Annotated in this window: 24 protein-coding genes; 12 read left to right on the top strand and 12 right to left on the bottom strand. The window is 55.4% G+C overall.

Features of this window, described 5'->3' with window-relative positions:
- Positions 1-4 precede the first annotated feature (4 nt).
- The 4 genes from AC1XYH_RS06545 to pyrC all read right to left on the bottom strand — a co-directional run bounded on the left by AC1XYH_RS06545 (position 5) and on the right by pyrC (position 5,856).
- Positions 5-2,608, bottom strand: a complete 2,604-nt coding sequence (locus tag AC1XYH_RS06545) for a TRAP transporter permease (RefSeq protein ID WP_483325827.1) — start codon at positions 2,606-2,608, stop codon at positions 5-7.
- A 229-nt stretch (positions 2,609-2,837) separates the two neighbouring features.
- Positions 2,838-3,809, bottom strand: coding sequence for a TAXI family TRAP transporter solute-binding subunit (locus AC1XYH_RS06550; RefSeq protein WP_483325828.1), 972 nt, complete (start codon positions 3,807-3,809; stop codon positions 2,838-2,840).
- A gap of 300 nt (positions 3,810-4,109) precedes the next feature.
- Positions 4,110-4,790, bottom strand: a complete 681-nt coding sequence (rnt, locus tag AC1XYH_RS06555; protein WP_483325829.1) for a ribonuclease T — start codon at positions 4,788-4,790, stop codon at positions 4,110-4,112.
- A gap of 31 nt (positions 4,791-4,821) precedes the next feature.
- Entirely contained in the window at positions 4,822-5,856 is a 1,035-nt protein-coding gene (pyrC, locus tag AC1XYH_RS06560; RefSeq protein WP_483325830.1) for a dihydroorotase, read from the bottom strand.
- Positions 5,857-6,081: 225 nt separating this feature from the next.
- Here pyrC and AC1XYH_RS06565 point away from each other — a divergent pair, with 225 nt between their 5' ends.
- From AC1XYH_RS06565 to AC1XYH_RS06600, 8 genes are all read left to right on the top strand, one after another.
- Positions 6,082-6,930, top strand: a complete 849-nt coding sequence (locus AC1XYH_RS06565) for a flagellar protein MotY (protein WP_483325831.1) — start codon at positions 6,082-6,084, stop codon at positions 6,928-6,930.
- Between the two features lie 156 nt (positions 6,931-7,086).
- A complete protein-coding gene (locus AC1XYH_RS06570) occupies positions 7,087-8,304 on the top strand; it encodes an argininosuccinate synthase (protein ID WP_483325832.1) in 1,218 nt (405 codons plus the stop codon).
- Between the two features lie 114 nt (positions 8,305-8,418).
- The gene (gene gloA / locus AC1XYH_RS06575; RefSeq protein WP_483325833.1) at positions 8,419-8,802 is read left to right on the top strand and encodes a lactoylglutathione lyase; all 384 of its coding nucleotides are present in this window, start codon (positions 8,419-8,421) and stop codon (positions 8,800-8,802) included.
- 150 nt (positions 8,803-8,952) lie between these two features.
- Positions 8,953-9,825 (top strand): hypothetical protein, encoded by an 873-nt coding sequence (locus tag AC1XYH_RS06580; protein ID WP_483325834.1) that lies wholly within the window; start codon positions 8,953-8,955, stop codon positions 9,823-9,825.
- A gap of 446 nt (positions 9,826-10,271) precedes the next feature.
- Positions 10,272-12,830, top strand: a complete 2,559-nt coding sequence (nirB, locus tag AC1XYH_RS06585; RefSeq protein WP_483325835.1) for a nitrite reductase large subunit NirB — start codon at positions 10,272-10,274, stop codon at positions 12,828-12,830.
- Positions 12,830-13,213, top strand: a complete 384-nt coding sequence (gene nirD, locus AC1XYH_RS06590; protein ID WP_483325836.1) for a nitrite reductase small subunit NirD — start codon at positions 12,830-12,832, stop codon at positions 13,211-13,213. Before nirB ends, nirD begins: the two co-directional genes overlap by 1 nt.
- 83 nt (positions 13,214-13,296) lie before the next feature.
- Entirely contained in the window at positions 13,297-14,106 is an 810-nt protein-coding gene (locus tag AC1XYH_RS06595; RefSeq protein ID WP_483325837.1) for a formate/nitrite transporter family protein, read from the top strand.
- A gap of 63 nt (positions 14,107-14,169) precedes the next feature.
- Positions 14,170-15,900, top strand: coding sequence for a bifunctional protein-serine/threonine kinase/phosphatase (locus AC1XYH_RS06600; RefSeq protein ID WP_483325838.1), 1,731 nt, complete (start codon positions 14,170-14,172; stop codon positions 15,898-15,900).
- Between the two features lie 29 nt (positions 15,901-15,929).
- On the opposite strand, the gene AC1XYH_RS06605 is transcribed toward AC1XYH_RS06600, so the two are convergent.
- Positions 15,930-17,258 carry a deoxyguanosinetriphosphate triphosphohydrolase gene (locus tag AC1XYH_RS06605; RefSeq protein WP_483325839.1) on the bottom strand — a complete coding sequence of 443 codons (1,329 nt, stop codon included), beginning with the start codon at positions 17,256-17,258 and terminating at the stop codon, positions 15,930-15,932.
- 115 nt (positions 17,259-17,373) lie between these two features.
- Between AC1XYH_RS06605 and AC1XYH_RS06610 the strand changes: the two genes are divergently transcribed.
- Entirely contained in the window at positions 17,374-17,670 is a 297-nt protein-coding gene (locus AC1XYH_RS06610) for a glutaredoxin family protein (RefSeq protein ID WP_483325840.1), read from the top strand.
- Between the two features lie 3 nt (positions 17,671-17,673).
- A complete protein-coding gene (locus AC1XYH_RS06615) occupies positions 17,674-18,126 on the top strand; it encodes a YcgN family cysteine cluster protein (RefSeq protein WP_483325841.1) in 453 nt (150 codons plus the stop codon).
- A gap of 64 nt (positions 18,127-18,190) precedes the next feature.
- On the opposite strand, the gene AC1XYH_RS06620 is transcribed toward AC1XYH_RS06615, so the two are convergent.
- The 3 genes from AC1XYH_RS06620 to AC1XYH_RS06630 form a co-directional block, all read right to left on the bottom strand.
- On the bottom strand, positions 18,191-19,003 hold the full coding sequence (locus AC1XYH_RS06620; RefSeq protein WP_483325842.1) for an MlaA family lipoprotein: 813 nt from the start codon (positions 19,001-19,003) through the stop codon (positions 18,191-18,193).
- A complete protein-coding gene (locus AC1XYH_RS06625) occupies positions 18,996-20,306 on the bottom strand; it encodes a serine/threonine protein kinase (RefSeq protein WP_483325843.1) in 1,311 nt (436 codons plus the stop codon). Before AC1XYH_RS06625 ends, AC1XYH_RS06620 begins: the two co-directional genes overlap by 8 nt.
- 121 nt (positions 20,307-20,427) lie before the next feature.
- Positions 20,428-20,643, bottom strand: a complete 216-nt coding sequence (locus AC1XYH_RS06630) for a DUF2061 domain-containing protein (protein ID WP_483325844.1) — start codon at positions 20,641-20,643, stop codon at positions 20,428-20,430.
- A 273-nt stretch (positions 20,644-20,916) separates the two neighbouring features.
- Here AC1XYH_RS06630 and AC1XYH_RS06635 point away from each other — a divergent pair, with 273 nt between their 5' ends.
- Together AC1XYH_RS06635 and AC1XYH_RS06640 are read left to right on the top strand one after the other, a co-directional pair.
- On the top strand, positions 20,917-21,855 hold the full coding sequence (locus AC1XYH_RS06635; RefSeq protein ID WP_483325845.1) for a DnaJ C-terminal domain-containing protein: 939 nt from the start codon (positions 20,917-20,919) through the stop codon (positions 21,853-21,855).
- Complete coding sequence (locus AC1XYH_RS06640; RefSeq protein WP_483325846.1) at positions 21,852-22,157, top strand: chaperone modulator CbpM; 306 nt, start codon at positions 21,852-21,854, stop codon at positions 22,155-22,157. The genes AC1XYH_RS06635 and AC1XYH_RS06640 overlap by 4 nt, the downstream gene beginning before the upstream one ends.
- Before the next feature lie 69 nt (positions 22,158-22,226).
- Here the strand turns inward: AC1XYH_RS06640 and AC1XYH_RS06645 are convergent, their stop codons facing one another.
- From AC1XYH_RS06645 to rsxG, 4 genes are all read right to left on the bottom strand, one after another.
- Positions 22,227-22,406 carry a PA3496 family putative envelope integrity protein gene (locus AC1XYH_RS06645; protein WP_483325847.1) on the bottom strand — a complete coding sequence of 60 codons (180 nt, stop codon included), beginning with the start codon at positions 22,404-22,406 and terminating at the stop codon, positions 22,227-22,229.
- A 105-nt stretch (positions 22,407-22,511) separates the two neighbouring features.
- Complete coding sequence (nth, locus tag AC1XYH_RS06650) at positions 22,512-23,147, bottom strand: endonuclease III (RefSeq protein ID WP_483325848.1); 636 nt, start codon at positions 23,145-23,147, stop codon at positions 22,512-22,514.
- 15 nt (positions 23,148-23,162) lie between these two features.
- On the bottom strand, positions 23,163-23,876 hold the full coding sequence (locus tag AC1XYH_RS06655; RefSeq protein WP_483325849.1) for an electron transport complex subunit E: 714 nt from the start codon (positions 23,874-23,876) through the stop codon (positions 23,163-23,165).
- Positions 23,866-24,522 (bottom strand): electron transport complex subunit RsxG, encoded by a 657-nt coding sequence (gene rsxG / locus AC1XYH_RS06660; RefSeq protein WP_483325850.1) that lies wholly within the window; start codon positions 24,520-24,522, stop codon positions 23,866-23,868. The genes AC1XYH_RS06655 and rsxG overlap by 11 nt, the downstream gene beginning before the upstream one ends.
- Position 24,523: the final 1 nt, after the last annotated feature.

A 24,523-nucleotide genomic window follows, 5' to 3' on the forward strand; every position in this document is an offset into this window, starting at 1 on the left:
TACCTCACGCAGTGGTTGGAGTGGCTTTGGTGCCGGCGGTTGGACGCCGACGCCATTGCAGGCCGATAACCAACAGGAAGACCGCTATACCCGGCAGCCACATCCACTCCTTGGCCCAACGATCAACCGGAGCCAGGATCTCGACTATCTCTTGATCGAACTCGAAACCCAGATCGGCAGCAACACTGCCATAGGTGACCATGTCCACTATGGTGCGGTCGCCATCGGCCATCAACATCAGGCCCAGGCTGTCCATACGCTCTTGCGCTGTTTCACCATCGGGTACAGGGACCAGCACGAAGAAGCTGCGCGGCTGGCCGATGTCGTCCTCGCCTTTGACTTGCACTCTAAGGTTGCTGCCTTTGTCGACGTTACCCAGTGCCTGTTCCAGTTGCGCCGGCGGTACAGAGCGGTAGGGGTCGTGCACCATGTCCATCCAGAAACCGGGACGGAAGAGGGTAAAGGCGACCAGTAATAACAATAGGCTTTCGTACCAGCGACTCTTCACCACCATCCAGCCCTGAGTGCCGGCGGCGAAAATGAGCATGGCAATAGTCGCGACTATGAAGATCAGGATGCCTTGCGCCCAGCTCACGTCGATCAGCAATAAATCGGTATTGAAGATAAACAGGAAAGGCAGCGCGGCGGTGCGCAGGCTGTAGTAAAACGCCTGGAAACCCGTTCGGATTGGGTCGCCGCCAGAGATTGCAGCAGCGGCAAAGGAGGCGAGCCCCACCGGCGGCGTCACATCGGCCATGATGCCGAAGTAGAACACGAACAGGTGGACCGCAATCAGCGGCACAAGCAAACCGCTTTCTTGCCCAAGGGTAACAATGACCGGAGCCAACAGCGCTGAGACCACAATATAGTTAGCGGTCGTAGGCAGGCCCATCCCAAGAATCAGGCTTAGCACCGCTGTCAGCGCGAGCATCAACAGCAGATTGCCCATCGACAGAATTTCAACCAGGTCGGCCAATACCAGCCCCACACCGGTTTGCGATACGGCGCCGACGATGATGCCTGCGGTAGCGGTCGCTATGCCGATGCCGATCATGTTACGAGCGCCGGCAATTAGTCCCTGCCATAGGTCATCCGCACCTTGCAGCAGGTCAGCGGTAAGGCTGGACTGCTTGCGAAATAGCGCCATCAGGGGGCGTTGGGTAAGGATGATGACGATCATGAACACGGTCGCCCAGAAGGCCGATAGGCCGGGTGACAGGCGCTCCACCATCAAACACCAGATCAGTACGATGACCGGCAAAATGTAGTGAAGGCCGGACATCACCGTGGGCTTGGTCTGCGGCAGGTGTACTACCGGAGAGTTGGGGTCATCCAGTTCGAGTTCTGGGTAACGCGAGCCGATCTTGAGCAGTCCGACATAAATTGCCGTAAGGCCTGCGGCGATAACCCAGCTGGCGGCATCGCCGAGAGCTGGTTTCAGCCAACCGAGGCCGTAATAGACCGCAAAAGACAGCGCCATCAGCAATATTAAGCCGGTCAAAAAACCGATCACCTTGCGTACCAGTGGCTTGGGCGGGTTGCTGCTCTGAAGCCCCTCCATACCCGCCTTAACGGCCTCAAGATGCACTATATAAATCAGTGCAATGTAAGAGATTAGGGCCGGCAGGAAGGCGTGCTTGATGACCTCTACGTAAGAAATGCCCACGTACTCGACCATCAGGAAGGCTGCTGCTCCCATCACCGGCGGCATGATTTGGCCATTGACCGAAGACGCCACTTCAACCGCGCCGGCCTTCTCAGAAGAAAAGCCCACCCGTTTCATCATCGGGATGGTGAAGGTACCGGTAGTCACGGTATTGGCAATCGACGAACCCGAGATCAGGCCAGTCAAGCCTGAGGCCACAACAGCGGCTTTGGCGGGACCACCGCGATAGTGACCGAGCATTGAAAAGGCTACTTTGATGAAGTAGTTGCCAGCGCCGGCCTTGTCCAGCAAAGAGCCGAACAAGACAAACAGGAACACGAAACTGGTAGAAACACCCAGTGCAATACCAAATACGCCCTGAGTGGTTAGCCACTGATGGTTTGCCAGTGACTCAACGCTTACCCCGCGGTGGGCGAGGATACCTGGCATATGCGGGCCGGCCACCGAGTACACGATGAAAATCAGTGCCACTATCATCAGCGGCGGACCCAGCGCTCGGCGCGTGGCTTCGAGTAGCGTCAGAAGACCGATAACCGCGATAACGACATCTTGCGTGATGGGTTTGCCCGGACGCTCAGAGAGTTCGGCATAGAAAAAAAACAGATAGGACGCACAAAAGGCCGCGACCAACGCCAGTATCCAATCCATGATCGGGATGTAATCCCGTGGCGAACGCTTGAATGCGGGGTAGGCCATAAAGCCAAGAAAGACCGCAAACATCAGGTGGATGGAACGCGATTCGGTACTGTTGAACACGCCGACGCCGATCATGAAGGGGAGCGGCGAAGCGATCCATAATTGGAACAATGACCAGAGTGCGGCAATCGATAGCAGCAGTTTGCGCGCGATCCCGGTTGGTTTTCGGGCGCCGGTATCGGTGGTGGCAACCAGGTCTTCAAGATTGGTATTGCTAGTGTCTGATGCGTCGCTTGATTGGCTCATGGCTGCGCGCTACTCCTGTTTTTTTATCTTATGGTGTCGCTTTCGGCTGACTTGGCAGAACCGTGGTGAAGGTCTGCTCCGCACACCGGCAGGCTCTTGTGGAGCACCGGTTACTGCAATTAACCGCTAGCAAAAAAGGCGAGCGGAAAGGAATTTTTCAAAAAATGTAGAGCGAAAATAAGAGTGCAGAAACAAGCGAGCCGCCCGATGGGGCGGCTCGCGGTGTGGCTTACAACCAGCCACGTTCCTTGTAGTAGCGCACTGCGCCGTCATGTAGAGGCGCTGAAAGACCCTCGGAAATCATCTGTTCTTCCTTCAGCGTGGCGAAGGCAGGATGCAAACGCTTGAAACGGTCGAAGTTCTCGAACACCGCTTTCACGGTTTGATACACGGTCTCGTCGCTGACCGCATCGGAAGCGACCAGAGTAGCGCGTACACCGAAGGTGTTTACGTCTTCATCGTTACCGCGATACAAACCGCCGGGAATGACTGCCTTGGCATAGTAGGAGCGATCAGCAACCAGCTTGTCGATTTCTGGGCCGTCGACCGAGACCAGTACAGAGTCTACAGTCGTGGTGGCTTCTTGAATCGAGCCGTTCGGGTGGCCGGCCACATACACCATGGCATCCACGTTGTTGTCACCCAGAGCGGCTGCTTGCTCTGCCGCGCCTAACTCGGAAGCCAGGGAGAAGTCTTTGACGCTCCAGCCGAGAGATTCCAGAACCACGTCCATTGTGTCGCGCTGACCAGAACCGGGGTTGCCGATGTTAACGCGTTTGCCTTTTAGGTCTTTGACGCCGGTGATGTCGGCATCGCGGCGGGCAACAATGGTCAACGGCTCGCCGTGCAGAGCGAAGAGGGCACGCATGCCTTCAAAGGGGCCGTCTGACTGGAAGTTCTGTACGCCTTCGTAGGCTTTGTACTGAACGTCGGACTGCACTACGCCCATGTCCATTTCACCGCCGCGGATGGCGTTGACATTGGCAACCGAGCCACCGCTGGATGGGGCGTTGCAACGAATGCCGTGCTCTTCGCTGTTGCGATTCAGCAGGCGGCAGATAGATTGACCTACCACGTAATAAACGCCGGTTTGTCCGCCAGTTCCGATGGTAACGAATTCTTCAGCAACGGCAGGGGTTGCGGCGAGGGAGGCGTAGCCAATGGTGGCCGAGAACAGTAAGGCAAGGGATTTGCGCTTCATGTGAAGTGACTCCTTTTTTCTGATTATTCATGACTGCAGGCAGATAGACTGCGAGCCAAGTGGTTGATTCAATGCCGTTGTACAGCACCGAAAGCAATTAACGTCCAATGTATCGATTTACCCGCACTCGCGCGACTAGGTGCTGAATCAATAGTGTAGTGGATGATTTCACTTGTAACCGAACATACCCGTCGATCTGCGTATGGGCAAGCAGAGCGGTACAGACGTGCGACGGAGCTCACTCATCAGAGGGTGTTTTGCCCTCTGATGAGGTGCTAAAAGGCGCAGATGAGGCAGTGCTCAATCTACCGGTGGCCAGCCGCCCATTTCTCTCCAGCGGTTGACGATGGTGCAAAATAGTTCAGCGGTCTTTTCGGTGTCGTAGCGCGCGGAGTGAGCCTCGCGGCCATCAAAGTCCATACCAGCAGCGTTGCAGGCCTTGGCCAGGACGGTTTGACCGTAGGCCAGGCCGCCCAGGGTAGCGGTGTCAAAGCAGGAGAAGGGGTGGAACGGGTTGCGCTTGATATCGATGCGCTCAACCGCCGCGTTAACAAAACCGAGGTCAAAGAAGGCGTTGTGGCCGACTAGAACGGCGCGCTTGCAGCCGGCTGACTTCACCGCTTTACGCACGTGCTTGAATATCTCGGTGATGGCGTGCTCTTCGCTTACCGCTTGGCGCAGCGGGTGATCCAGCTTGATGCCGGTAAACTCCAAAGCTGCGGCCTCTATATTGGCACCTTCGAAAGGCTCAACCCGGAAAAAATGGGTTTGGTCAGCGTAGACCATGCCCTCATCATCCATGCTGATGGTGGTCGCTGCGATCTCCAGTAGCGCGTCGGTCGCAGCGTTAAATCCGCCGGTTTCGACATCTATGACAACCGGCAGAAAGCCCCGGAACCGATAGGCCATAGGCGATTTGGGTTTGCTGGACGTTGGGGCATCCAGGCCATCGGTGTCACTGTCAAAGTCGAACTCACTCACGCGTAATCCTTAGCATCGCAAAGAGGGTTGGTCAGGCCAGACGCCATTGCAGGTTTTCACCTGCGCGTAGCGGAATCACGCACTGGTCGCCAAAGGGTAGCTGTTCCGGCGCCTGCCAGCTATCACGAATCAGCGTGATTTGGTCGGTATTGCGCGGCAGGCCATAGAAATCAGGTCCGTGGAAGCTGGCAAAGCCTTCCAGTTTGTCCAGCGCGCCAAGGCCATCGAAGGCTTCGGCGTAAAGTTCAATGGCGGCGTATGCGGTGTAGCAGCCAGCGCAGCCGCATGCTGCTTCTTTGGCATGGCGGGCGTGGGGCGCGGAGTCGGTCCCCAGGAAAAACTTACTGGAACCGGAGGCGACGGCTTCGCACAGCGCTTGCTGGTGTTTCTCGCGCTTGAGGATCGGCAGGCAAAATAGATGCGGACGAATTCCGCCTACCAGCATGTGGTTCCGATTGAACAGCAAATGGTGTGCGGTAATGGTCGCGCCCACGTTGTCCGGGGCCTGTTTGACGAACTCCACCGCGTCCGCGGTAGTGATGTGTTCAAAGACGACTTTTAAAGTAGGGAAGCGGTCCACCAGCTGCACTAACTGCTGATCAATGAAGGCCTTCTCGCGATCAAAAATATCCACCGCGGCATGGGTCACTTCGCCGTGCACTAGTAGCGGCATGCCTAATTCGGCCATGGCTTCGAGCGCCGGGTAGATTTTATTCAGTGCGGTGACGCCAGACTGTGAGTTGGTGGTGGCGCCGGCCGGGTAAAGCTTAGCGGCGATGGCCTGACCGCTTTGCTTAGCCTCACGCACAATCTCGGGGCTGGTGTGATCGGTCAGATAAAGCACCATCAGCGGCTCAAAATGCGAGCCGGCTGGCCGAGCCGCCAAAATACGGGACTTATAACTGGCGGCTTCCTGCGCATCCCTCACCGGCGGTACCAGATTGGGCATGATGATCGCGCGAGCAAAAGTACGCGCGGCGTCAGCAACCGTGTGGCTGAGAACCTCTCCATCGCGAAGGTGAATATGCCAGTCATCTGGCCGGGTGAGCGTGAGGCGGTCAGTCATGCGTAGGGCTTCCAGAACAGAGTAATGCCGCAATGCTACCGTAAGCAGCGGTTTTTTCACACCGTTTGACAACGTCTGAACGCCTTGAACTAAGCGCCGTACAGGGGATTGCTCGGTATTTATCTGCATCTGCCGGTAAAGATTAGCGTCGTGCAGCCGATGAGACTGGCAAGAGCGATTAGTTGCGCTGGCGTGAAGCCGGCGGTTGAAGAGGTGACAAGCGTGGTGACGCGAACGTACCCGGTACTTCTGTTAGCGCTGGCTTTGCCTGCGCAGGCGCTGACCTTTCAGACGCGCATGGAAGATGTGCAATGGCAGGTTGCGGGCGATGAGTTTGCCTGTCGATTGAACCAATCGGTCGCTGGTTATGGCGAGGCCAGTTTTGTGCGGCATGCGGGCGAGCCAGCTGCGTTCGAGTTGACGTCATGGGATAACCCCATGAGTTCTGGCGCTGCGCAACTTTACAACGAGCCGCCGCCATGGCGCCCCGGTACGGCAGCTGTCCCGGTGGGGCAGGTAACCGTGAAACAAGGTGCTGGCGTGATGCAGGTGCCCTACCAGCAGGCAGGTCGCATGCTTGCTGGTCTGGCGTCTGGCTTGCAACCGACGATTATGCGCAATGGCTACGCAGGCGGTGCGCCGGTCCGCGTGGTGGTGTCGAGCGTTGGTTATCAGCAGGCGTGGTTAGATTTTCAAAAATGTATCAGCGGTTTACTGCCAGTCAGTTACGCCCAGATTTCGGAGAGTTTGATTAGCTTCGGTTCTGGTGGCGAGACGCTGAATGCCCAAGCGAAATCGATGTTGGACGCAGCGGTTATGTATATAAAGGCCGATGATGAGATCAAAGAGATCGTGCTGGATGGTCATTCCGACAATCAGGGTAACCGCCTGGATAATCGTGAGTTGTCACGTCAGCGCGCCTTGGCGGTGAAAGATTATCTAGTTGAAAAGGGCGTGAACGAAGACCTGTTTGCCATGCGCTTTCATGGTGATCGTTATCCGGTCGCGAGCAATCGAACGGCACAAGGCCGAGCGGCTAATCGCCGGGTCATGTTACGTCTAGAGAAGGATTAAGCGCGGCATAAGCCGCGCATAAGCGTACTTTTCAGCTGCTGTATCACTAAAACTCCCCGTAGCTCCCCTGTGATTCCTTGTGCCTTGACGCTAGAATAGCTGCCTTTCGTCCGCTCCTGCGTGAGTGGCGGTACAGTCTTGTTAAGGGAGCACCTCATGGCAGAAGTCAATAAAGTCGTCCTCGCCTATTCCGGCGGCCTGGATACCTCGGTCATCCTCAAGTGGCTGCAGGAAACCTACAACTGCGAAGTGGTGACCTTCACCGCAGATCTGGGCCAAGGCGAGGAAGTAGAGCCAGCGCGTGCCAAGGCAGAAGCCATGGGCGTCAAGGAAATCTACATCGATGACCTGCGTGAAGAATTTGTTCGCGACTTCGTGTTCCCGATGTTCCGCGCCAACACTGTGTATGAAGGCGAGTACCTGCTGGGTACCTCTATCGCACGCCCACTGATCGCCAAGCGCCTGATTGAGATTGCCAACGAGACCGGCGCTGATGCCATCTCGCATGGTGCGACCGGCAAAGGCAACGATCAAGTGCGCTTCGAATTGGGTGCCTATGCGCTCAAGCCAGGCGTTAAAGTGATTGCGCCTTGGCGCGAGTGGGATTTGTTGTCGCGTGAGAAATTGATGGATTACGCGGCCAAGCACGATATTCCGATCGAACGTCACGGTAAGAAGAAGTCGCCTTATTCCATGGACGCCAACTTGCTGCACATCTCCTTTGAAGGCGGCGTGCTGGAAGATACCTGGGCCGAGCACGAAGAAGACATGTGGCGCTGGTCCGTATCGCCGGAAAATGCGCCTGACCAAGCTACCTACATTGAGCTCAGCTACCAGAATGGCGACATCGTTGCCATCGACGGAAAGGATATGAGCCCGGCTACCGTGCTGGCTTACCTGAACAAGGTAGGTGGCGACAACGGTATTGGTCGTCTGGATATCGTTGAAAACCGCTTTGTGGGCATGAAATCCCGTGGCTGCTACGAAACCCCCGGCGGCACCATCATGCTGAAAGGTCACCGCGCTATCGAGTCCATCACTCTGGACCGTGAAGTCGCTCACCTGAAAGACAGCTTGATGCCCAAATACGCCGAGCTGATCTACAACGGGTTCTGGTGGAGCCCTGAGCGGGTGATGCTGCAACAGATGATTAATGCATCCCAGGCACAGGTTAACGGTGTCGTGCGTCTCAAGCTCTACAAGGGCAACGTGATGGTGGTTGGCCGCAAGTCTGACGACTCGCTGTTTGATGCCAACATCGCTACCTTTGAAGACGATGCGGGCGCCTACGATCAGGCCGATGCAGCAGGCTTTATCAAGCTGAATGCGCTGCGTATGCGCATTGCTGCTAACAAGGGTCGCAAGCTGCTCTGAGCTACGCGGTGATCTACAAAACGCCCGGTCATCCGGGCGTTTTGCTGTCAGGCTGGCAAGACGAGTCTGAAGCTTGTAGCTTTACTTTGATGCTTCTAATTAAAGGTTGTGAATATGCGTATTTTGCACACCATGCTACGCGTCGGTAATCTGGAAAAATCCGTCGCTTTCTACACTGAAGTGTTGGGTATGACCTTGCTGCGGCGTAAGGATTACCCGGAAGGGCGCTTTACCCTGGCGTTCGTCGGCTATGGCAACGAAGCAGAACACACCGCGCTAGAGCTTACGCATAACTGGGACACCAACGAGTACGATCTGGGCAGCGGCTATGGTCATATCGCCATCGAAGTACTGGATGTGTACAAAGCCTGTGAGCAGATTAAATCGGCAGGCGGCAAGGTGGTGCGCGAGCCGGGTCCGATGAAGCACGGGCAGAGTGTGCTGGCCTTTGTTGAAGATCCCGACGGATATCGGATCGAGCTACTCTGCAAAAAGTAGCTTAGAAGAACCTCCGGGTTACTGAGAAAATAGGCCAGGCGGGCAACATAAAAAGCGCAGTTCGCCTGCTGTAGTGCGCTTTTTAGCGCGGTATCGGCAACGTGAGTGTTTTTTCAACTGCCTGATCGGGGCCTTCAGGGAAGTGTTGGCATGATATGGACGCTGTGCATTTCTATAATAGTGCTTTCTGCCATTGGTTTGTTTCGCTTGCGCCGGGTGCGCAAGCGCGCCGCGCGTGAGCAACGACAGCAGGCGATTACGCAGATTCAACTACTGCGTCAGTTGCTGGAACAGGTGCAACGTCACCGTGGGCTTTCCTTCGGCGCGATGTCTGGCGAGCATTCACTGGAACCTCGGCGCTGGTCGGTGCATCAGCAACTGCTGCAGTTACTGAAGACGATCGGCCAATACGAGGCATCGCTGTATTGGTATGACAGTTGGCATCAAGCGCGGGATATCTGGCAAAAGATTGAAAGTGGCTTCGAACACGAAAGTGCCGAGCACTTGCTGACACTGCACAACGATATGATTGCTTGTCTTTTGCAGACCATTGAAGCCTTGGCCAACCGATTTGATTTAGTCTGTCTGGGGCGCTTGGCGCCGCAGGCGGAAGGGTTGTGGTTTGAGTTGCTGCAGAGTATTGAGCTGCTGGGTCAAAGCCGCGCTGTCGGCACCGGTATCGCAGCCAATCGCCAAAACCTGCCGATTTGGCGTAACCAATTGCAAGTATTGAATAAGCAGATCAATGAGCAGTCGTATGCTGCTCTGGCGCGGCTGATCTCGGATCCGGATTTACGTATTCTGGTCAGCCAGCCGGTGCGTGACGCGGAGGATGCGCTGGACCTCTTGCTCGAGCGCATTCGCACACTACTGGACCGCCAGCCGTCTCCGGCAGTGCATTCAGTGGAGTTCTTTCAGGTTGCTACGCGGGCGATCAGCGCTCAATTACTGCTGGTGGACATGCTGCTCGAGCGGCTCGTCGTGGCTTCTGGCTCGTCCCGCGAACGCGTGGGTAAAGCCTGAGGCCTTGCACCAAAACGGTGTTTTCTCTCAATTCCGCACTCTTCTGGTTCATTCTGCTTTGGCTTATCACGGCCTAGTTGGCATTAAATTTTCGTATATAAATAATATTAAGTTTCCTCTGTAGCGTGATGTATTAATTGATTTAATTTTATTTAAATAATCCGTCATCTGCTCCTCAATCCTTCTTCGTATAACTTTGGCACGCCAATTGCTTTTGTCTGCTCAGTGGCTGTTTTTTGCAGCCTAAACTTCCGGTGGTCATCGTCGACCATCTGCCGCAAGGCTGGGAAGCGGGTGATCCGAGCAACGAAGCTCAGGCTAGCGCCCACAACACAATTTGAGTAGTACCAGGCAACGGCGCCTGGAGTCCCGAAGAGGACTCCAGGCGCTTTTTTTTTGTTTTTTTGCCGGCCCGTGCCGGCTGCGGCTTCGACTGAGGAAAGGCGATGAACTCGAAAGTGACCCCGATCAAGAACGAAACACTGGTCATCATTGGTAACGGGATGGTCGGTCATCATTGTGTCGAGCAACTGACCGAGCAAGGTGCGCTTGCCCAATATCAAGTGCACGTGTTCGGTGAGGAGCTTCAGCGCGCTTACGATCGCGTACACCTCTCGGAGTATTTCGGTGGTCGTGATGCCGAGTCATTGGCCATGTGCGAAGCCGATTTTTATACACAGCATGGGGTGCACATGCACCTAGGCGTGGCAGTACTGGAGATCGACCGCGAGCGCAAAGAGGTGGTTACTAGCGAGGGCCGCCAGCCCTACGACCGCCTGGTGCTGGCGACTGGCTCATATCCTTTTGTACCGCCGATTGCTGGCGCTGAAGGTAATTCAAAGCTGGTTTATCGCACACTGGATGATCTAGATGACATTCGCGCTGCTGCCAACGGCGGTCGTCGTGGTGTTGTGGTCGGTGGTGGCCTGCTTGGCCTGGAAGCAGCCAACGCACTCAAGTCGCTGGGTCTTGAAGCCCATGTGGTCGAGTTCGCTCCGCGGCTGATGCCGGTGCAACTTGACCCAGACGGTGGTGCGGCATTGAAAGCGCGTATCGAAGAACTCGGCGTACGTGTGCATCTCAACCGCGCAACCAGTGAAATTGTCGCTGGCGAAGAATACGCCTATCGCATGAACTTCAGTGATGGTGAGTCGCTGGAAACTGATCTAATCGTATTCTCCGCTGGCATCCGCCCGCAGGACGCATTGGGCCGTAGCGCCGGCCTGGATATCGCTGAACGCGGTGGCGTGGTAATCGATAGTGACTACCGCACCAACGACCCCGACATTTACGCCATCGGCGAGTGTGCTTCCTGGAACGGCAGCATCTTTGGCTTGGTCGCACCGGGCTACACCATGGCGCGCAACCTGGCGGCGCTGCTGGTAGGCAAGCAGCATGAAAGCTTTATCGGCGCCGACATGTCTACCAAGCTGAAACTGCTGGGTGTTGATGTGGGCTCCATCGGTGACGCTCACGCTGCAACGCCTGGTGCAAAGAGTTACCGGTTTAACGACGAGGTCAACTCCAGCTATCGCCGTCTTGTGGTCTCTCCGGATGGCAGTCAGGTGATAGGCGCGGTGTTGGTGGGCGATAACAGCTACTACGACACCTTGCTGCAATATGCGCAGAACGGTATCAAGCTGCCAGCAGATCCGGCCAGCCTGATTCTGCCAGCAGGCGAGGGTGCTCCTGCACTGGGTGCTGATGCCTTGCCGGATACGGCGACTATTTGCTCCTGCCACAACGTCAGCAAAGGAGCGATCTGCTGTCAGGTAGATACCGGCTGCACTGATCTCGGTGATCTGAAACTGGCAACCAAAGCGGGTACTGGTTGCGGTGGTTGCAGCGCGCTGCTCAAGCAAGTGTTTGAACATGAACTCAGTGCCCGCGGCGTTGAGGTCGACAAAAGTCTGTGTGAGCACTTCGCGCATACCCGCCAGGAGCTGTACGGCATTGTGCGGGTTGAAGGCATCATTAGCTTTGAAGAGCTGCTGGCCAAGCATGGCCGTGGACACACCGGCTGCGACATTTGCAAACCGGCGGTAGGCTCCGTTCTGGCATCGTGCTGGAACCAGCCGATCACCGACCCTTCACTGGTGCCGCTGCAGGACACCAACGATACCTTCATGGCCAACATGCAGAACAACGGCACCTATTCCGTTGTGCCACGTATCGCTGGTGGTGAGATCACCCCAGACAAGTTGATCGCGCTCGGTGCGGTGGCTAAGAAATACGATCTCTACACCAAAATTACCGGAGGCCAGCGTATTGACCTATTCGGCGCCGAACTACACCAGTTGCCCGACATCTGGAGTGAGCTAATTGAAGCCGGTTTTGAGACTGGTCACGCCTACGGTAAATCGCTGCGTACCGTTAAATCCTGTGTCGGCAGTACCTGGTGCCGCTACGGCGTGCAGGACAGTGTTGGCATGGCATTGGTGCTTGAGAATCGCTACAAGGGCCTGCGCTCGCCGCACAAAATCAAGTTTGGGGTATCCGGCTGCACTCGCGAATGCGCCGAGGCGCAGAGCAAGGATGTGGGTGTAATCGCAACTGAGAACGGCTGGAATCTCTACGTTGCCGGTAACGGCGGCATGCGCCCGCGCCACGCTGAGCTGTTTGCCACTGATCTGGATGACGCAACCCTCATCCGCTACATCGATCGCTTCCTGATGTTCTACGTGCGCACCGCTGATCGGTTGCAGCGCACCTCGGTCTGGCGCGAAAGCCTCGAGGGCGGTCTGGACTACCTCAAGGCCGTGATCATTGACGACAGCCTGGCGCTGGGCGCCGAGCTGGAGTCGCAGATGCAGCTAGTCGTCGATCGTTACGAATGCGAGTGGGCCAATGCGCTTAAGGATCCGGAAAAACTCAAGCGCTTCCGTACCTTTGTCAATGACGAGCGCGGCGATCCGGATATCCAATTCGTCAAAGAGCGTGAGCAACGTCGCCCTATGCAAGCCCATGAGCTGAACCTTATTCCCGTAGCTGAGGAGGTTGTCTGATGACCCTAAGTACCCCAATCGTTGAGCACGATGACGTGGCTGCTGCATGGCGCCCGCTGTGCACCCGACAAGACCTGGTTGCTAATTCAGGGGTTGTCGCCTTGTTGGATGACGCCCAGGTTGCGCTATTTCATCTGCCACAGAGCTGCGACGGCGAGCAGTTATTCGCCATAGAGAATCGTGATCCAAAATCCGGTGCCAACGTGATTGGCCGCGGCATTGTGGGTCATCTCAAGGGCGACTTGGTCATTGCCTCGCCGTTGTACAAACAGCATTTCCGTTTGGCTGATGGCAGTTGTATTGAATATCCCGAGCAACGGTTACGGGTATGGCCAGTGCGTTTGAACGGCGACCTGGTTGAAGTGGGAATGCAGGCTGAATAAATCCGCGTAGTACTGGCGGGCAGCCGCTTGCCAAGCACAAGTGGCTGCCACCTTTAACGAAAGATGCATAGAGAGAGTTACACATGTCCTATTTAGTCCCTGCAGAGTTTGTCACCAAGATGGTTGATGCAGGCGAGTCGAAGGTATTTATGTCGACGCGCGACACCTTGATACGCTCTTTTATGGCCGGTGCCATCCTCGCGTTGGCGGCGGTATTTGCGATTGCCATCACGGTGCAGACCGGCAACCCGCTGATTGGCGCCATTCTGTTCCCGGTTGGCTTCGTCATGCTCTATCTAATGGGATTCGACTTGCTGACCGGTGTTTTTATGCTGGTTCCGCTGGCACTGCTCGATAAGCGTCCCGGCGTGACCGTGGGCGGCATGCTGCGCAACTGGGGCTTGGTGTTTGTTGGCAACTTTGGCGGCGCGTTGGCCGTCGCCTTCATGATGGCGTTTGTTTATACCTACGGCTTCTCAACTGATCCGGGCGCTATTGGCGAGAAAATTTCGCATATCGGTGAAGCACGTACCTTGGGCTATGCTCAATACGGCGCAGCCGGCTGGGCAACGATCTTCTTGCGCGGCATGTTGTGTAACTGGATGGTGTCGATGGGCGTAGTCGGGGCAATGATCTCTACCTCGGTTAGCGGAAAGGTGATTGCCATGTGGATGCCGATAATGCTGTTTTTCTACATGGGTTTTGAGCACTCGGTCGTTAACAAGTTTCTGTTTCCTTCAGCTTTGATCATGGGTGGTGATTTTTCAGTCATGGATTACATGATCTGGAACGAAATCCCCACTGCGCTGGGCAATCTGGTTGGCGGCCTGGCCTTCACCGGTTTGACGCTGTACACCACGCACATCCGTACTGCACCCAAGCGCGTACTGTAAAAAGTCCGCTTTCCTTGCAACTACCTCGGCTCTGAAAAGGTCCGGGGTTTTTGAGTTTTAAGTATGTCAAAGCAACTGACGGTCAGTGTTGGGCAGTATTCAGACAAAGGCGTGAAGGAGATCAACCAGGACTTTCACGGCGTCTGGATTCCGGATGAGCCTCAGCTAAGCGCCAAGGGTATTGCCGTGGCGCTAGCCGATGGCATCAGCAGCAGCAGCGTCAGTCAAATTGCCAGCGAGGCCGCCATATCGGGCTTTCTCGCCGATTATTACTGTACCTCCGAGGCCTGGACCGTAAAAAAGTCGGCGCAACGAGTGCTTATTGCCACTAACTCCTGGCTGCATGCACAGACTCAGCAAAGCCAGTATCGCTATGATAAAGACCGTGGCTATGTGTGCACCTTTAGTGCACTGATTTTCAAGGCCACCACGGCCTATCTGTTTCATGTTGGCGATGCACGTATTTACCGCGTGGCTGGCAAAGGGCTGGAACAACTCACCCAGGATCATCGCGTGTGGGTCTCTCAGCAGCAAAGCCACCTGGCGCGTGCGCTGGGCATCAATCAACAATTGGAAATCGACTACCAAGCTTTGTCGGTAGAGCAGGGCGATACCTTTTTATTGGCCACTGACGGCGTTTACGAATTTGTCAGCCCGGCCTTTATTACTCAGACCATTGCCGAGCAGCAGACAGACCTTAACGCTGCCGCCAAGCTGATTGTGGTTGAGGCGCTGGCGCAAGGCAGTGACGACAACCTCACCGTGCAGGTTGTGCGAGTAGACAGCCTGCCAAGCCTGGACGAAGCCAGTAACCGGCTGGCCAGTCAGGCTTTTGCCCAGTTGCCGTTACCGCCGGTGCTGGAGCCCCGCATGGTGTTTGATGGCTATCGCATCATGCGTGAAGTGCACGTCAGCAGTCGTAGTCATGTGTACTTGGCGCTGGATGAGGCAAGTGCCATTCAGGTGATTATGAAAACGCCGTCAATCGATCTGGGCGGTGATGCGGCTTACCTCGAGCGTTTTATGTTGGAGGAGTGGATTGCCCGGCGGTTAAATAGCCCGCACGTGCTCAAGCCGTGCAGTGTCGAGCGACCGCGCAATTACCTCTACGTAGTCACTGAATATGTTGAAGGACAAACGCTGTGTCAATGGATGATCGACAATCCAGCACCCGGCCTGGAACAGGTGCGCGGCATCGTCGAGCAGATCGCCAAGGGCCTGCAAGCCTTTCACCGAATGGAAATGCTGCATCAGGATCTGCGCCCTGAGAACATCATGATAGATACCACGGGCACGGTGAAGATCATTGATTTTGGTTCAACCCGGGTGGCTGGTTTGATTGAGATGGCAGCGCCGCAGATTCAGGAGCAGATGCTCGGTACGTTGCAGTACTCAGCACCTGAGTACTTTCTTGGTGAAAGCGGCACGCCACGTTCGGACTTGTTTTCGCTCGCCAGCATTACTTACCAGATGCTGACCGGCAAATTGCCCTATGGCGCTCAGGTGGCCAAGGCACGTACCCGTGCTGCGCAAAATAAGCTGGTATACCAGACGGTGCTGCACGAGGATCGCGAGATTCCAGCCTGGATAGATGATGTGCTCAAGCGCGCATTGCAACCCAATCCTTACAAGCGGTACGAAGCGCTGTCGGAATTTGTGTTTGATTTGCGCAAGCCCAATCAAGCCTTTTTGAGCCGCACGCGACCACCATTGATGGAGCGCAACCCGTTGCTGTTTTGGAAAAGTGTGTGCTTCGTTTTGGTGATGGTCATTGCCGCGCTGCTAGCGCAGTAGCGCGGCGATGAGTATGCAGAAAAGCCCTTCTAGGGCTGATTGATACCCCGAATGCGGGTAGCCAGATCGGCGGCGTATAAATCGGTCATACCGGCGATGAAGTCGACGACTCTGAGGTAACTACGGTAGGGGTCCCAGTTGGCTTGCGGAATGGTATGACCCAGCAGATCCAGTATGCGCTGGTGTTTGAAGCTCAGATTTTGGCCGGCGTGGAGCTCGCTGACCGCACCACAAAAGGCGTTTAATAAGGTCTCGAGCGTACTGTAGGCGCCAATCTCGACAACGGTTTTACGTTTATCCTGGAAGATCCGTTTGCGCGCCATCTGCTTGGCCTCCAGGACACAACGGCGTGCAGCACCATGCATGTGCTCGACCAGGTCTCCCTGCAACTCGCCAGCCAGTAAAGCAGGCTGCTGTTCGATGAACGCCTCGGCAGCGGCATTCACCAGATGCTCAATGGCTTTGCCACGCAGGATTGCCAAGCGCCGTCGCTGTGAGTCCTCAGGGCCCAGTTGGCGGTACGTTTCCGGCACGTCGTCGCCAACCAGGTCCAGCAACACTTGCTCCACCTCGCTATAGGCTAGCAGATCCATTTCCAGCCCATCCTCAAGGTCGATCAGCCCATAACAGATATCATCGGCAGCTTCGACCAGATACACCAATGGATGGCGGCTCCAGCTTTGTTCGCCTTGCGAGGGCAGCCCAAGTTTGTCGGCAATCTGCTGCAATAAAGGATACTCAGCCTGGTAACAGCCAAATTTGTGCTTTTTGTAGCCCTGGCTATCGGCATGCTGCGCGGTCCAGGGGTATTTCAGGTAAGCGCCCAACGTGGCGTAAGTGAGGCGCATGCCACCGTCGGCCTGGTGATACTCAATCTGCGTCAGTACCCGGAAACCCTGCGCATTGCCTTCAAAATTCAGAAAATCCTGGCGTTGAGCGTCGCTCAGTTGATCGAGCAAACCGCCTTCAGCTGCTTGGCGGAACCAGTGACGAATGGCGTCCTCGCCTGAGTGGCCGTACGGCGGGTTACCTATGTCATGCGCTAGGCACGCCGCTTGGACAATCACGCCCAGGTCGGCGGGCTCGCACCAATCGGGCAACTCGCTGCGCAGCATTGAGCCCACGCGCATACCCAACGAACGGCCCACGCAACCCACCTCCAAACTATGGGTCAGACGAGTATGAATATGATCGTTGCTGGAGACCGGATGTACTTGGGTTTTCTTACCTAGTCGGCGAAAGGCACCGGAGAAAATAACGCGATCATGGTCTTTGTGAAAGGGCGTGCGCCCTAACTCGTCAGCGCTGGCCAGCGGTTTACCCAGCCGCTCGCGGCAAAGCAGTGTTTCCCAATCCATACTGATCTCCCTAATAATGCGGTGAGTATGTGGGATGCGGCAGCAGCTGCCAAGGCCGCAGGTGAGGCTGTTTGCTGCTCGGTGGTGGTCGGCATGGGCGTACTAAAGGAGTAGTATGGCGGCCCTTTTCAAGCAAACTAATGCGGTGCACCCCAGCATGACGCTTCTTACTCTCTACGGCACCAGCGCCTGCCATCTTTGTGATGCGGCTTTGGCCGAGCTGACGCCACTGTTAGCTAATGGCATACAGTTGCACGAAGTGGACATCATTGAATCCGAGCGACTGATGGCGCTGTATCAGCTGCGGATACCGGTATTACGCCGCGAGGATACTGGCGCGGAGCTGGATTTCCCTTTCGACTTGAATCGTCTGATGAGCTGGCTGGACGATGTTCTGGCAGAGGAGGGTTGAAGCATGGCGATGCGCGTAGTGCCATTCTGGAAACGTAAAAGCTTAACCGAAATGGACCAACAGGAATGGGAGTCGTTGTGCGACGGATGTGGTCTGTGTTGCCTGCAGAAGCTGGAGGACGAAGACGAGCCTAAGGCGTTTTATTACACGCGCATCGCCTGCAAACTTCTCGATCACCAGAGCTGCCAATGCAGTGATTATCCGAATCGTCAGGCCAAGGTGCCGGACTGCATTCAACTGACCCCGGGTGCCGCAAGTGATTTTGCCTGGTTGCCGCCGACCTGTGGTTATCGTTTGGTGGCTGATGGCGCTGATCTACCGGCTTGGCACCATCTGGTCTGCGGTGATCGCAAGGCAGTGCACAAGGTTGGTATTTCGCTGTCGGGCCAGATGCTGGCTGAAGGCAGTGTTGACGATGACGACTGGGAAGATCACATCATCTTTCGCGTGGGTTGAAAGTTAGAAATTGATGCTCCAAGGCTGAGAGAAGCGGACGGCTGGTCAGCCGCCCGCAGCAAACTCAGTTTTCGACCTGAAATTCGCGCAGTTTGGTGTACAGATATCGCACTTGGTCATATTCAAATGGGCTGTCTAACGCGCCATAGCGGAACGGCGTTTGATAACGTAGATCGATAGCCCAAATGCCCCAGGTGTAGGGGTGATCGCTCATGTAGTCGCGATGCTCCATATAGTTGACCCCGTTATCGATCATCCAGTCCACTGCATAGCCAGTGCCGTCACGTAGGCTGGATGGGCCGAGAAACGGAATCACCAGATAGGGACCAGCCGGCACACCGTAATGCCCCAGTGTCTGACCAAAGTCTTCCTTCTGTGCTGGCAAGCCCATGGCGTTAGCCACATCAAACATGCCACCAACACCGATGATGCTGTTAAACAACAGACGCGCAGTGGTCTGGGCGCTGCGCTCAAATTTCAGCTGCAGCAGGTTGTTGACCAGGTAAGGGATGTCGCGCAGGTTGTTGGTGACGTTAGACACACCCGTGCGCACGAAACCGGGTGTAGCCCAGACATAACCACGCACCACCGGCAGGTAAACAAAACGATCAAACTCTGCATTGAAGCGATAGGTTAGGCGGTTCATGCCCTCCAAAGGATCTTGCACGTTGAGGGCGCCCAGGCTGGAGCGCTCGAACTGGAAGCGGTTGTCACGCTCGTCGAGATCCAGCTCGGTCAGCGGGTCGTGATAGGCAGGAAAGCTCAGGCTACTGCCATTAGCGCTCTTGCCGCTGGATACATAGTCGGTGTCTTCTGCTGCGCTTGCGGTGTTGTAACACAGGCAGCTCATCAGGCCGATCAGGCAAGCCTTATTCATGGGCGCCTCCTTGCAGGAACGTCATGTAGCGGTCTGCTACCGGCTTGTAGTCGAGATTGCCGCCGTGTCCGCCGTGCGGATACAGGTAGGCACGCTCGCCAAAGGTGTCGGCGAGAAACTGGTAATCATCGCGGGTCAGGATGAAATCGTCTGCATTACTGACAGCCGCGACATTTGGATTACCCTGCAGAAACGAGCTGAGACTGCGCAGACTGGTCTCATAGGCCATGTCTTCAATACTGCGTCCAGCGTTCTTCGCTTCCCAAGCCGGCCACAGCTGGTTATTGATGTAGCAGGTAAAATCGCAAAACAAAGCGCGGCGCAAATAAGGGGTCAGCGAGGTGCTAACCTTGATTTCCTTGCCCACGGGCGCGAAGCGGCCGCCGTTATTGATCAAGTCACTCATAAAGTTGAGGTCGGCTGCGGAGAAACGGAACACTGCGCCAATCAGCATGGCCAGTTCAGGATCGGTCAGCGCCTCAGGCGAGTTTTGAATCTCGTAAAACAGGCTGGACTGAATGTCACCGTTGCCGCCTTGGGCAAAGTGGCGGGACAGCTTCTGGAAGATGTGCTCGTAAAAACTCTCGCTGTCGCTGACGCCGTCTACACGGGTGTACGACAACTCGTCCAATCGCCCAACCGAGGAGTAGAGATCAACCGGTGGATTCAGTAGCAGCACCTTGCTGAAGTTGAATTGACCGAGATGTGAGTCCAGCTCTGCAACAAAGGCCGCATGCAAGGCACCCAGGCTAAAGCCCGCGAGACGGAACTCGGTCACTTCAAAGCCTTTCTTGTCCTGCGCCTCCTGCAGCGCCAGCGTCATCGCAGTGTGCAGGTCGCGCGCATCTTCTGCGCCTACGCCTGGCATGCCGCTATTGGAAGCAGCGGCGATAAAGTCAAAATTAGACGGCGACGAGAGCACGATGACATGCATGCCGGCCTGCCATAGCAGCCGCTTGAGATAATCCATGCGTGCGCTGTCGAATCCCGAACCAGTGCCGGCAATAAGAAATGTCAAAGGCGCAGGTTTATCCTGCCAGGCAACTCTGAATTGCAGATCACGGTAACGAGATAACGCAGGCGGTAGTTTGCGATCCGGTAATACCCGCACAGACAGGTCATCTTGCTGTACGTCTATTTCATCAGGAACGGGGGCTTTGAGGTCTTCCGGGGTACCGGCGACGGTAGCCATGAAAGGATTGGTTTCAGGATAGGCAAAGGGTTCTGCTGCAACGCAGTGCGAAACCGAAAACAATAATCCTGCAAATAGGTAGGGCGAGAGGTACGGCTTAATTCGGGTCATAGACATTTCCATGTGGCTACATGAACTATACCCCGGAAACGGTCGAAAAGTTCCCTAAAATTGCTGTCAAAGTGCTCTAAATAGCCAGTAACGGCGAGTGCTAAATACCGCTATCGGGTCGTTATACCTGCAAAAGCGAGGAATCTTCCCGCTGCACAAGCTGTTTGCGCCGCTCGTAGCGTTTCCAGATCTTTTCGTGGAAATAAAAAGCCACGGTATTGACCGCAGGTTCCACCAAGGCAACCGTGCCACCAATCAAGATGCTGCCGGTCAGCAAGTAGACCACGCCAAAAGCGATGGAAAAGTGCATGCAGGCGAAAGTAATGGTTTTTAACATGGAACACCTCAAGTAAGTATTTACAAATATAACTGATTCGCATTTGCAAATGATAGTGCTTCAATCTGGCAACGCAAATCTTAAAAATCTCATTGCGTTGATAGTGGGACTCAATCGGCGTTTTTTCTCAGCAACGGGGTTTTATCTGCAGCCAAAAACTACCAGTGCGTCAGCGATATGTTGGCCGCGCTATTCGGCTATGATGAAAAGACGGCGCCTAGCTTTCAGGCCATCCAGACTCATGATTGGCGTCCGAAAAAGGCAGAACTGCATATGGATTTTAAGGACTATTACAGTGTTCTCGGGGTCGGTCGCAACGCAGACGACAAAGCGATCAAGACCGCTTACCGCAAGCTCGCCAGAGAATATCATCCGGATGTCAGTAAGCACCCGCAGGCTGAAGACAAGTTCAAAGAAGTCGCTGAGGCCTACGAAGTGCTTCACGACGCCGACAAGCGTGCTGAATACGAATCGCTGTTCCAGGCCCGCGAGCAGCGGCAGCGTTATCAGGGCAGGGCAGGTGCGGGCCATGCTGGGACGGGGGAAGCGGATAATGACTTCGGCGATTTCTTCAGTTCCATGTTTGGCGGAGGCGGTTCAGGTGGCTTCCGCTCAGCCCGCGATGAGCCGCGTGCACGTAAAGGTAGCGACGCTGAAATTGAGCTTCCGGTTTTTCTCGAAGAAACGCTGAGTGAAACCAGCAAACCGGTGAGTTTTGAGTTGCAGTACCGAGATGCGCGTGGCCAATTACAGACCCTGCAAAAATCGCTCAAGGTCAAGATTCCGGCGGGTGTCAGTGATGGCGAACGAATTCGCCTCAAGGGCCAGGGTTCTCCGGGCACGGGCAACGCGCCTGCCGGTGATATCTATTTGCATATCCGCCTAGTGCCGCACCCGATGTTTGATGTGGAAGGCCATAACCTGATCGTTACTGTTCCGCTTGCCCCTTGGGAAGCGGCACTTGGTGCCTCGATTACGGTGCCAACTTTGACCGGTAAAATTCAGTTGAGCATTAAACCCAATAGCCAGAGCGGACAGCGGCTGCGGATTAAAGGCAAGGGATTGGTGGGTAAGCATGGCAGTGGTGATCTGTTTGCCGTGCTCAAGGTCGTCATGCCTGAACAAAACAACGATCAGATGACTCGCCTGTGGTCTGAGTTGGCTGAGCAAGCGAACTTCGATCCACGCGCGGACTGGAGCAAGCAATCATGAGCAGCGTGTACATCAGTTTTAGCGAGCTTTGCCAGTGCGTCAGCATGAGTGAAGCGCAGGTGATGGACCTGGTAGAGCAAGGGGTGCTTAGACCCGAAACGGGAGTGCAACGCGAGGAGTGGCGTTTCAGTCATATTGCCTTGACGGTCGTCGGCAGGGCGGAACGCTTGCATCATCAACTGTCGGTAGATTGGGCTGACATGCCGTTGGTGCTTGAGCTGCTTGAAGAGCTAACCGAGTTGCGCGCTGAAAATAGCATGTTGAAGCAGCGGCTCAATCGCTTTTTAGTTGACGAAAATTGATGTTGTGAAAGGTACCCGGCGTGGCATGGTTTAGCCATGTTGCGCCGGGCACAGCCCACGGCTATTGATTCAGTCGAAATCCAGGTCTGACAGCTGTCGCTGCAGGCGGCGTTCTTCCAGGTAATTATCGATCAAGCGTCGCTTGGTCAAACTCGCCTTGGAATTGGGCGCGCTGTCGGTTTCGGGGGTGTCGTCCTCTTCGATGAAGTCTTCATCGTCCAGTTCAATGTCGCTTTTTGCTTTGGCCATGACTCAACTCCGCAATGAAGATGCCATTTGCGCATCTTATAAACGGAGTCCGAGCTTTGCGGAAATAGATTTTTTCAATTAAATGCATATAAACGCTGAGAATTGCTAATCGCCGGTTTTCTGTTTGTAGTCACAGAGGTCCTCAATACGGCAGCTACCACATTGTGGAGTGCGCGCTTTGCACACATAACGGCCGTGCAAAATCAGCCAATGATGGGCATCCACCAAAAACTCGGGCGGTACAAAACGCATGAGTTTTTTCTCTACTTCCAACACGTTTTTACCGGGTGCGATACCGGTGCGATTACTGACACGAAAGATATGCGTATCAACCGCCATCGCGGGGTGACCAAAAGCCGTATTGAGTACTACGTTGGCGGTCTTGCGGCCCACGCCGGGGAGTGCCTCTAGCGCTTCGCGATCGTCCGGTACTGTGCTGTTGTGCAGCTCTACCAGCATTTTGCAGGCGGCGATTACGTTGCGCGCCTTGGTGTTGAAAAGGCCAATAGTCTTAATGTACTCAGATAGTCCTTCAACACCTAGCGCGTAGATGGCTTCCGGTGTATTGGCGACCGGAAACAGCTTAGCGGTAGCCTTGTTGACGCCCACATCGGTAGCCTGCGCGGAGAGGGTGACTGCAACCAACAATTCGAACGCTGAGCTGAAGTTCAGCTCAGTGGTCGGATGGGGGTTTTCTTCGCGCAGACGGCGGAAGATCTCAAAGCGCTTTTGCTGATTCATGCCGTGCCTTTTGCCTCAGCTAATGGTGCCGGTTACCCGAACGCGTTTGCTACCCGCAGCCGGTCTGGTGAGCCGAGCTTCGGCGCGCTGTTTGACCTTGGCATCAATCACATTCTTCAAGGCGATCAATAGGCCCATAAACAGGAAGGCACCTGGCGGCAAGATCACGAAAAGAACATCTTTGTAGTTCGGGAATACAACGATTTTCCAGCTTTCCGCCATAGGTCCGAGTAGCAAATCCATACCGGCAAACAGGGTGCCGTGGCCGATCAGTTCACGCAGACCGCCCAATACCACCAACACCAGCCCAAAGCCTAAGCTCATCATGAAACCGTCTACCACTGCCGGTAGCACTGCGTTCTTGGAAGCAAAGGCATCGGCGCGGCCGAGAATCACGCAGTTGGTCACAATCAAGGGAATGAAAATCCCGAGTATCTGATACAACTCGTAGGTAAAAGCCTGCATCAGTAGTTCAATACAAGTGGTCAGCGCGGCAATGATCATCACAAAGGTGGGTAGGCGCACGGCGTCTGTCACGGCGCTGCGAATCAGCGAAACGGCCAGGTTCGAACCGGTCAATACCAGCATGGTGGCGATCCCCAGCCCCAGCGCGTTGACTACCGAACTACTCACGCCTAGGAGCGGACAAAGACCCAGTAACTGCACAAGCCCTGGGTTGTTGTGCCAGAGGCCGTCAGCGGTGATCTGAGAAAGCGTTTTAGTTGCCATTGGTGGACTCCTCGGCGGGCAGCTGGAGCAGAATGCTTCGGTGGTCTGCAAAGTACTCGAGGCTTTGGTATACCGCCTTGACCACTGCACGCGGGGTGATAGTCGCGCCGGTGAACTGATCAAAGTTACCGCCGTCCTTTTTGACTGCCCAGTTCTCGGGCACCGGCATGCTCAGGCTTTTGCCGTTAAACTCCAGCACCCACTGGCTTTTACCGATCTCGACCTTGTCACCCAAGCCGGGTGTCTCGCGGTGGCTGACCGCACGCACGCCAGCCACTGAGCCGTCGGCGTAAATGCCTACCAGCAGGTCAATGCGGCCACTGTAACCCTCTGGGGCGACCACGGGCAGTATCACTGCCACTACCTCACCGTTCTGCCGGGCGCGATAGCCATCGCGGGCGTCGGATAAACGCAGCTGCGGATAATCATCGACGCTGAAGCTATCACCGAGCAGATCGTTGTCATGTTGCTCGTGCGGCAGAATTTCGTTCAGGGCGCTGAGTTGCACACGGCGCTGGGCTTCGCTGATGCGCTCGGCCGTGCCTTGCTGGGTCACCGCGATCAAACCTACGGTCGCCATTGCGAACAGCCCCAGAATGACGCTGTTGCGCAGTATGGAGCCGCGGGTGGTGGTTGGGTTATCCATG

The sequence above is a fragment of the Pseudomonas sp. GW-45 genome (assembly GCF_056896675.1).

Coding starts and splice junctions, on each gene's coding strand:
- AC1XYH_RS06545 (WP_483325827.1), bottom strand. CDS start 2,608: ATGAGCCAATCAAGCGACGCATCAGACACTAGCAATACCAATCTTGAA.
- AC1XYH_RS06550 (WP_483325828.1), bottom strand. CDS start 3,809: ATGAAGCGCAAATCCCTTGCCTTACTGTTCTCGGCCACCATTGGCTAC.
- pyrC (WP_483325830.1), bottom strand. CDS start 5,856: ATGACTGACCGCCTCACGCTCACCCGGCCAGATGACTGGCATATTCAC.
- AC1XYH_RS06570 (WP_483325832.1), top strand. CDS start 7,087: ATGGCAGAAGTCAATAAAGTCGTCCTCGCCTATTCCGGCGGCCTGGAT.
- gloA (WP_483325833.1), top strand. CDS start 8,419: ATGCGTATTTTGCACACCATGCTACGCGTCGGTAATCTGGAAAAATCC.
- AC1XYH_RS06580 (WP_483325834.1), top strand. CDS start 8,953: ATGATATGGACGCTGTGCATTTCTATAATAGTGCTTTCTGCCATTGGT.
- nirB (WP_483325835.1), top strand. CDS start 10,272: ATGAACTCGAAAGTGACCCCGATCAAGAACGAAACACTGGTCATCATT.
- nirD (WP_483325836.1), top strand. CDS start 12,830: ATGACCCTAAGTACCCCAATCGTTGAGCACGATGACGTGGCTGCTGCA.
- AC1XYH_RS06595 (WP_483325837.1), top strand. CDS start 13,297: ATGTCCTATTTAGTCCCTGCAGAGTTTGTCACCAAGATGGTTGATGCA.
- AC1XYH_RS06600 (WP_483325838.1), top strand. CDS start 14,170: ATGTCAAAGCAACTGACGGTCAGTGTTGGGCAGTATTCAGACAAAGGC.
- AC1XYH_RS06605 (WP_483325839.1), bottom strand. CDS start 17,258: ATGGATTGGGAAACACTGCTTTGCCGCGAGCGGCTGGGTAAACCGCTG.
- AC1XYH_RS06610 (WP_483325840.1), top strand. CDS start 17,374: ATGGCGGCCCTTTTCAAGCAAACTAATGCGGTGCACCCCAGCATGACG.
- AC1XYH_RS06615 (WP_483325841.1), top strand. CDS start 17,674: ATGGCGATGCGCGTAGTGCCATTCTGGAAACGTAAAAGCTTAACCGAA.
- AC1XYH_RS06620 (WP_483325842.1), bottom strand. CDS start 19,003: ATGAATAAGGCTTGCCTGATCGGCCTGATGAGCTGCCTGTGTTACAAC.
- AC1XYH_RS06625 (WP_483325843.1), bottom strand. CDS start 20,306: ATGACCCGAATTAAGCCGTACCTCTCGCCCTACCTATTTGCAGGATTA.
- AC1XYH_RS06630 (WP_483325844.1), bottom strand. CDS start 20,643: ATGTTAAAAACCATTACTTTCGCCTGCATGCACTTTTCCATCGCTTTT.
- AC1XYH_RS06635 (WP_483325845.1), top strand. CDS start 20,917: ATGGATTTTAAGGACTATTACAGTGTTCTCGGGGTCGGTCGCAACGCA.
- AC1XYH_RS06640 (WP_483325846.1), top strand. CDS start 21,852: ATGAGCAGCGTGTACATCAGTTTTAGCGAGCTTTGCCAGTGCGTCAGC.
- AC1XYH_RS06645 (WP_483325847.1), bottom strand. CDS start 22,406: ATGGCCAAAGCAAAAAGCGACATTGAACTGGACGATGAAGACTTCATC.
- nth (WP_483325848.1), bottom strand. CDS start 23,147: ATGAATCAGCAAAAGCGCTTTGAGATCTTCCGCCGTCTGCGCGAAGAA.
- AC1XYH_RS06655 (WP_483325849.1), bottom strand. CDS start 23,876: ATGGCAACTAAAACGCTTTCTCAGATCACCGCTGACGGCCTCTGGCAC.
- rsxG (WP_483325850.1), bottom strand. CDS start 24,522: ATGGATAACCCAACCACCACCCGCGGCTCCATACTGCGCAACAGCGTC.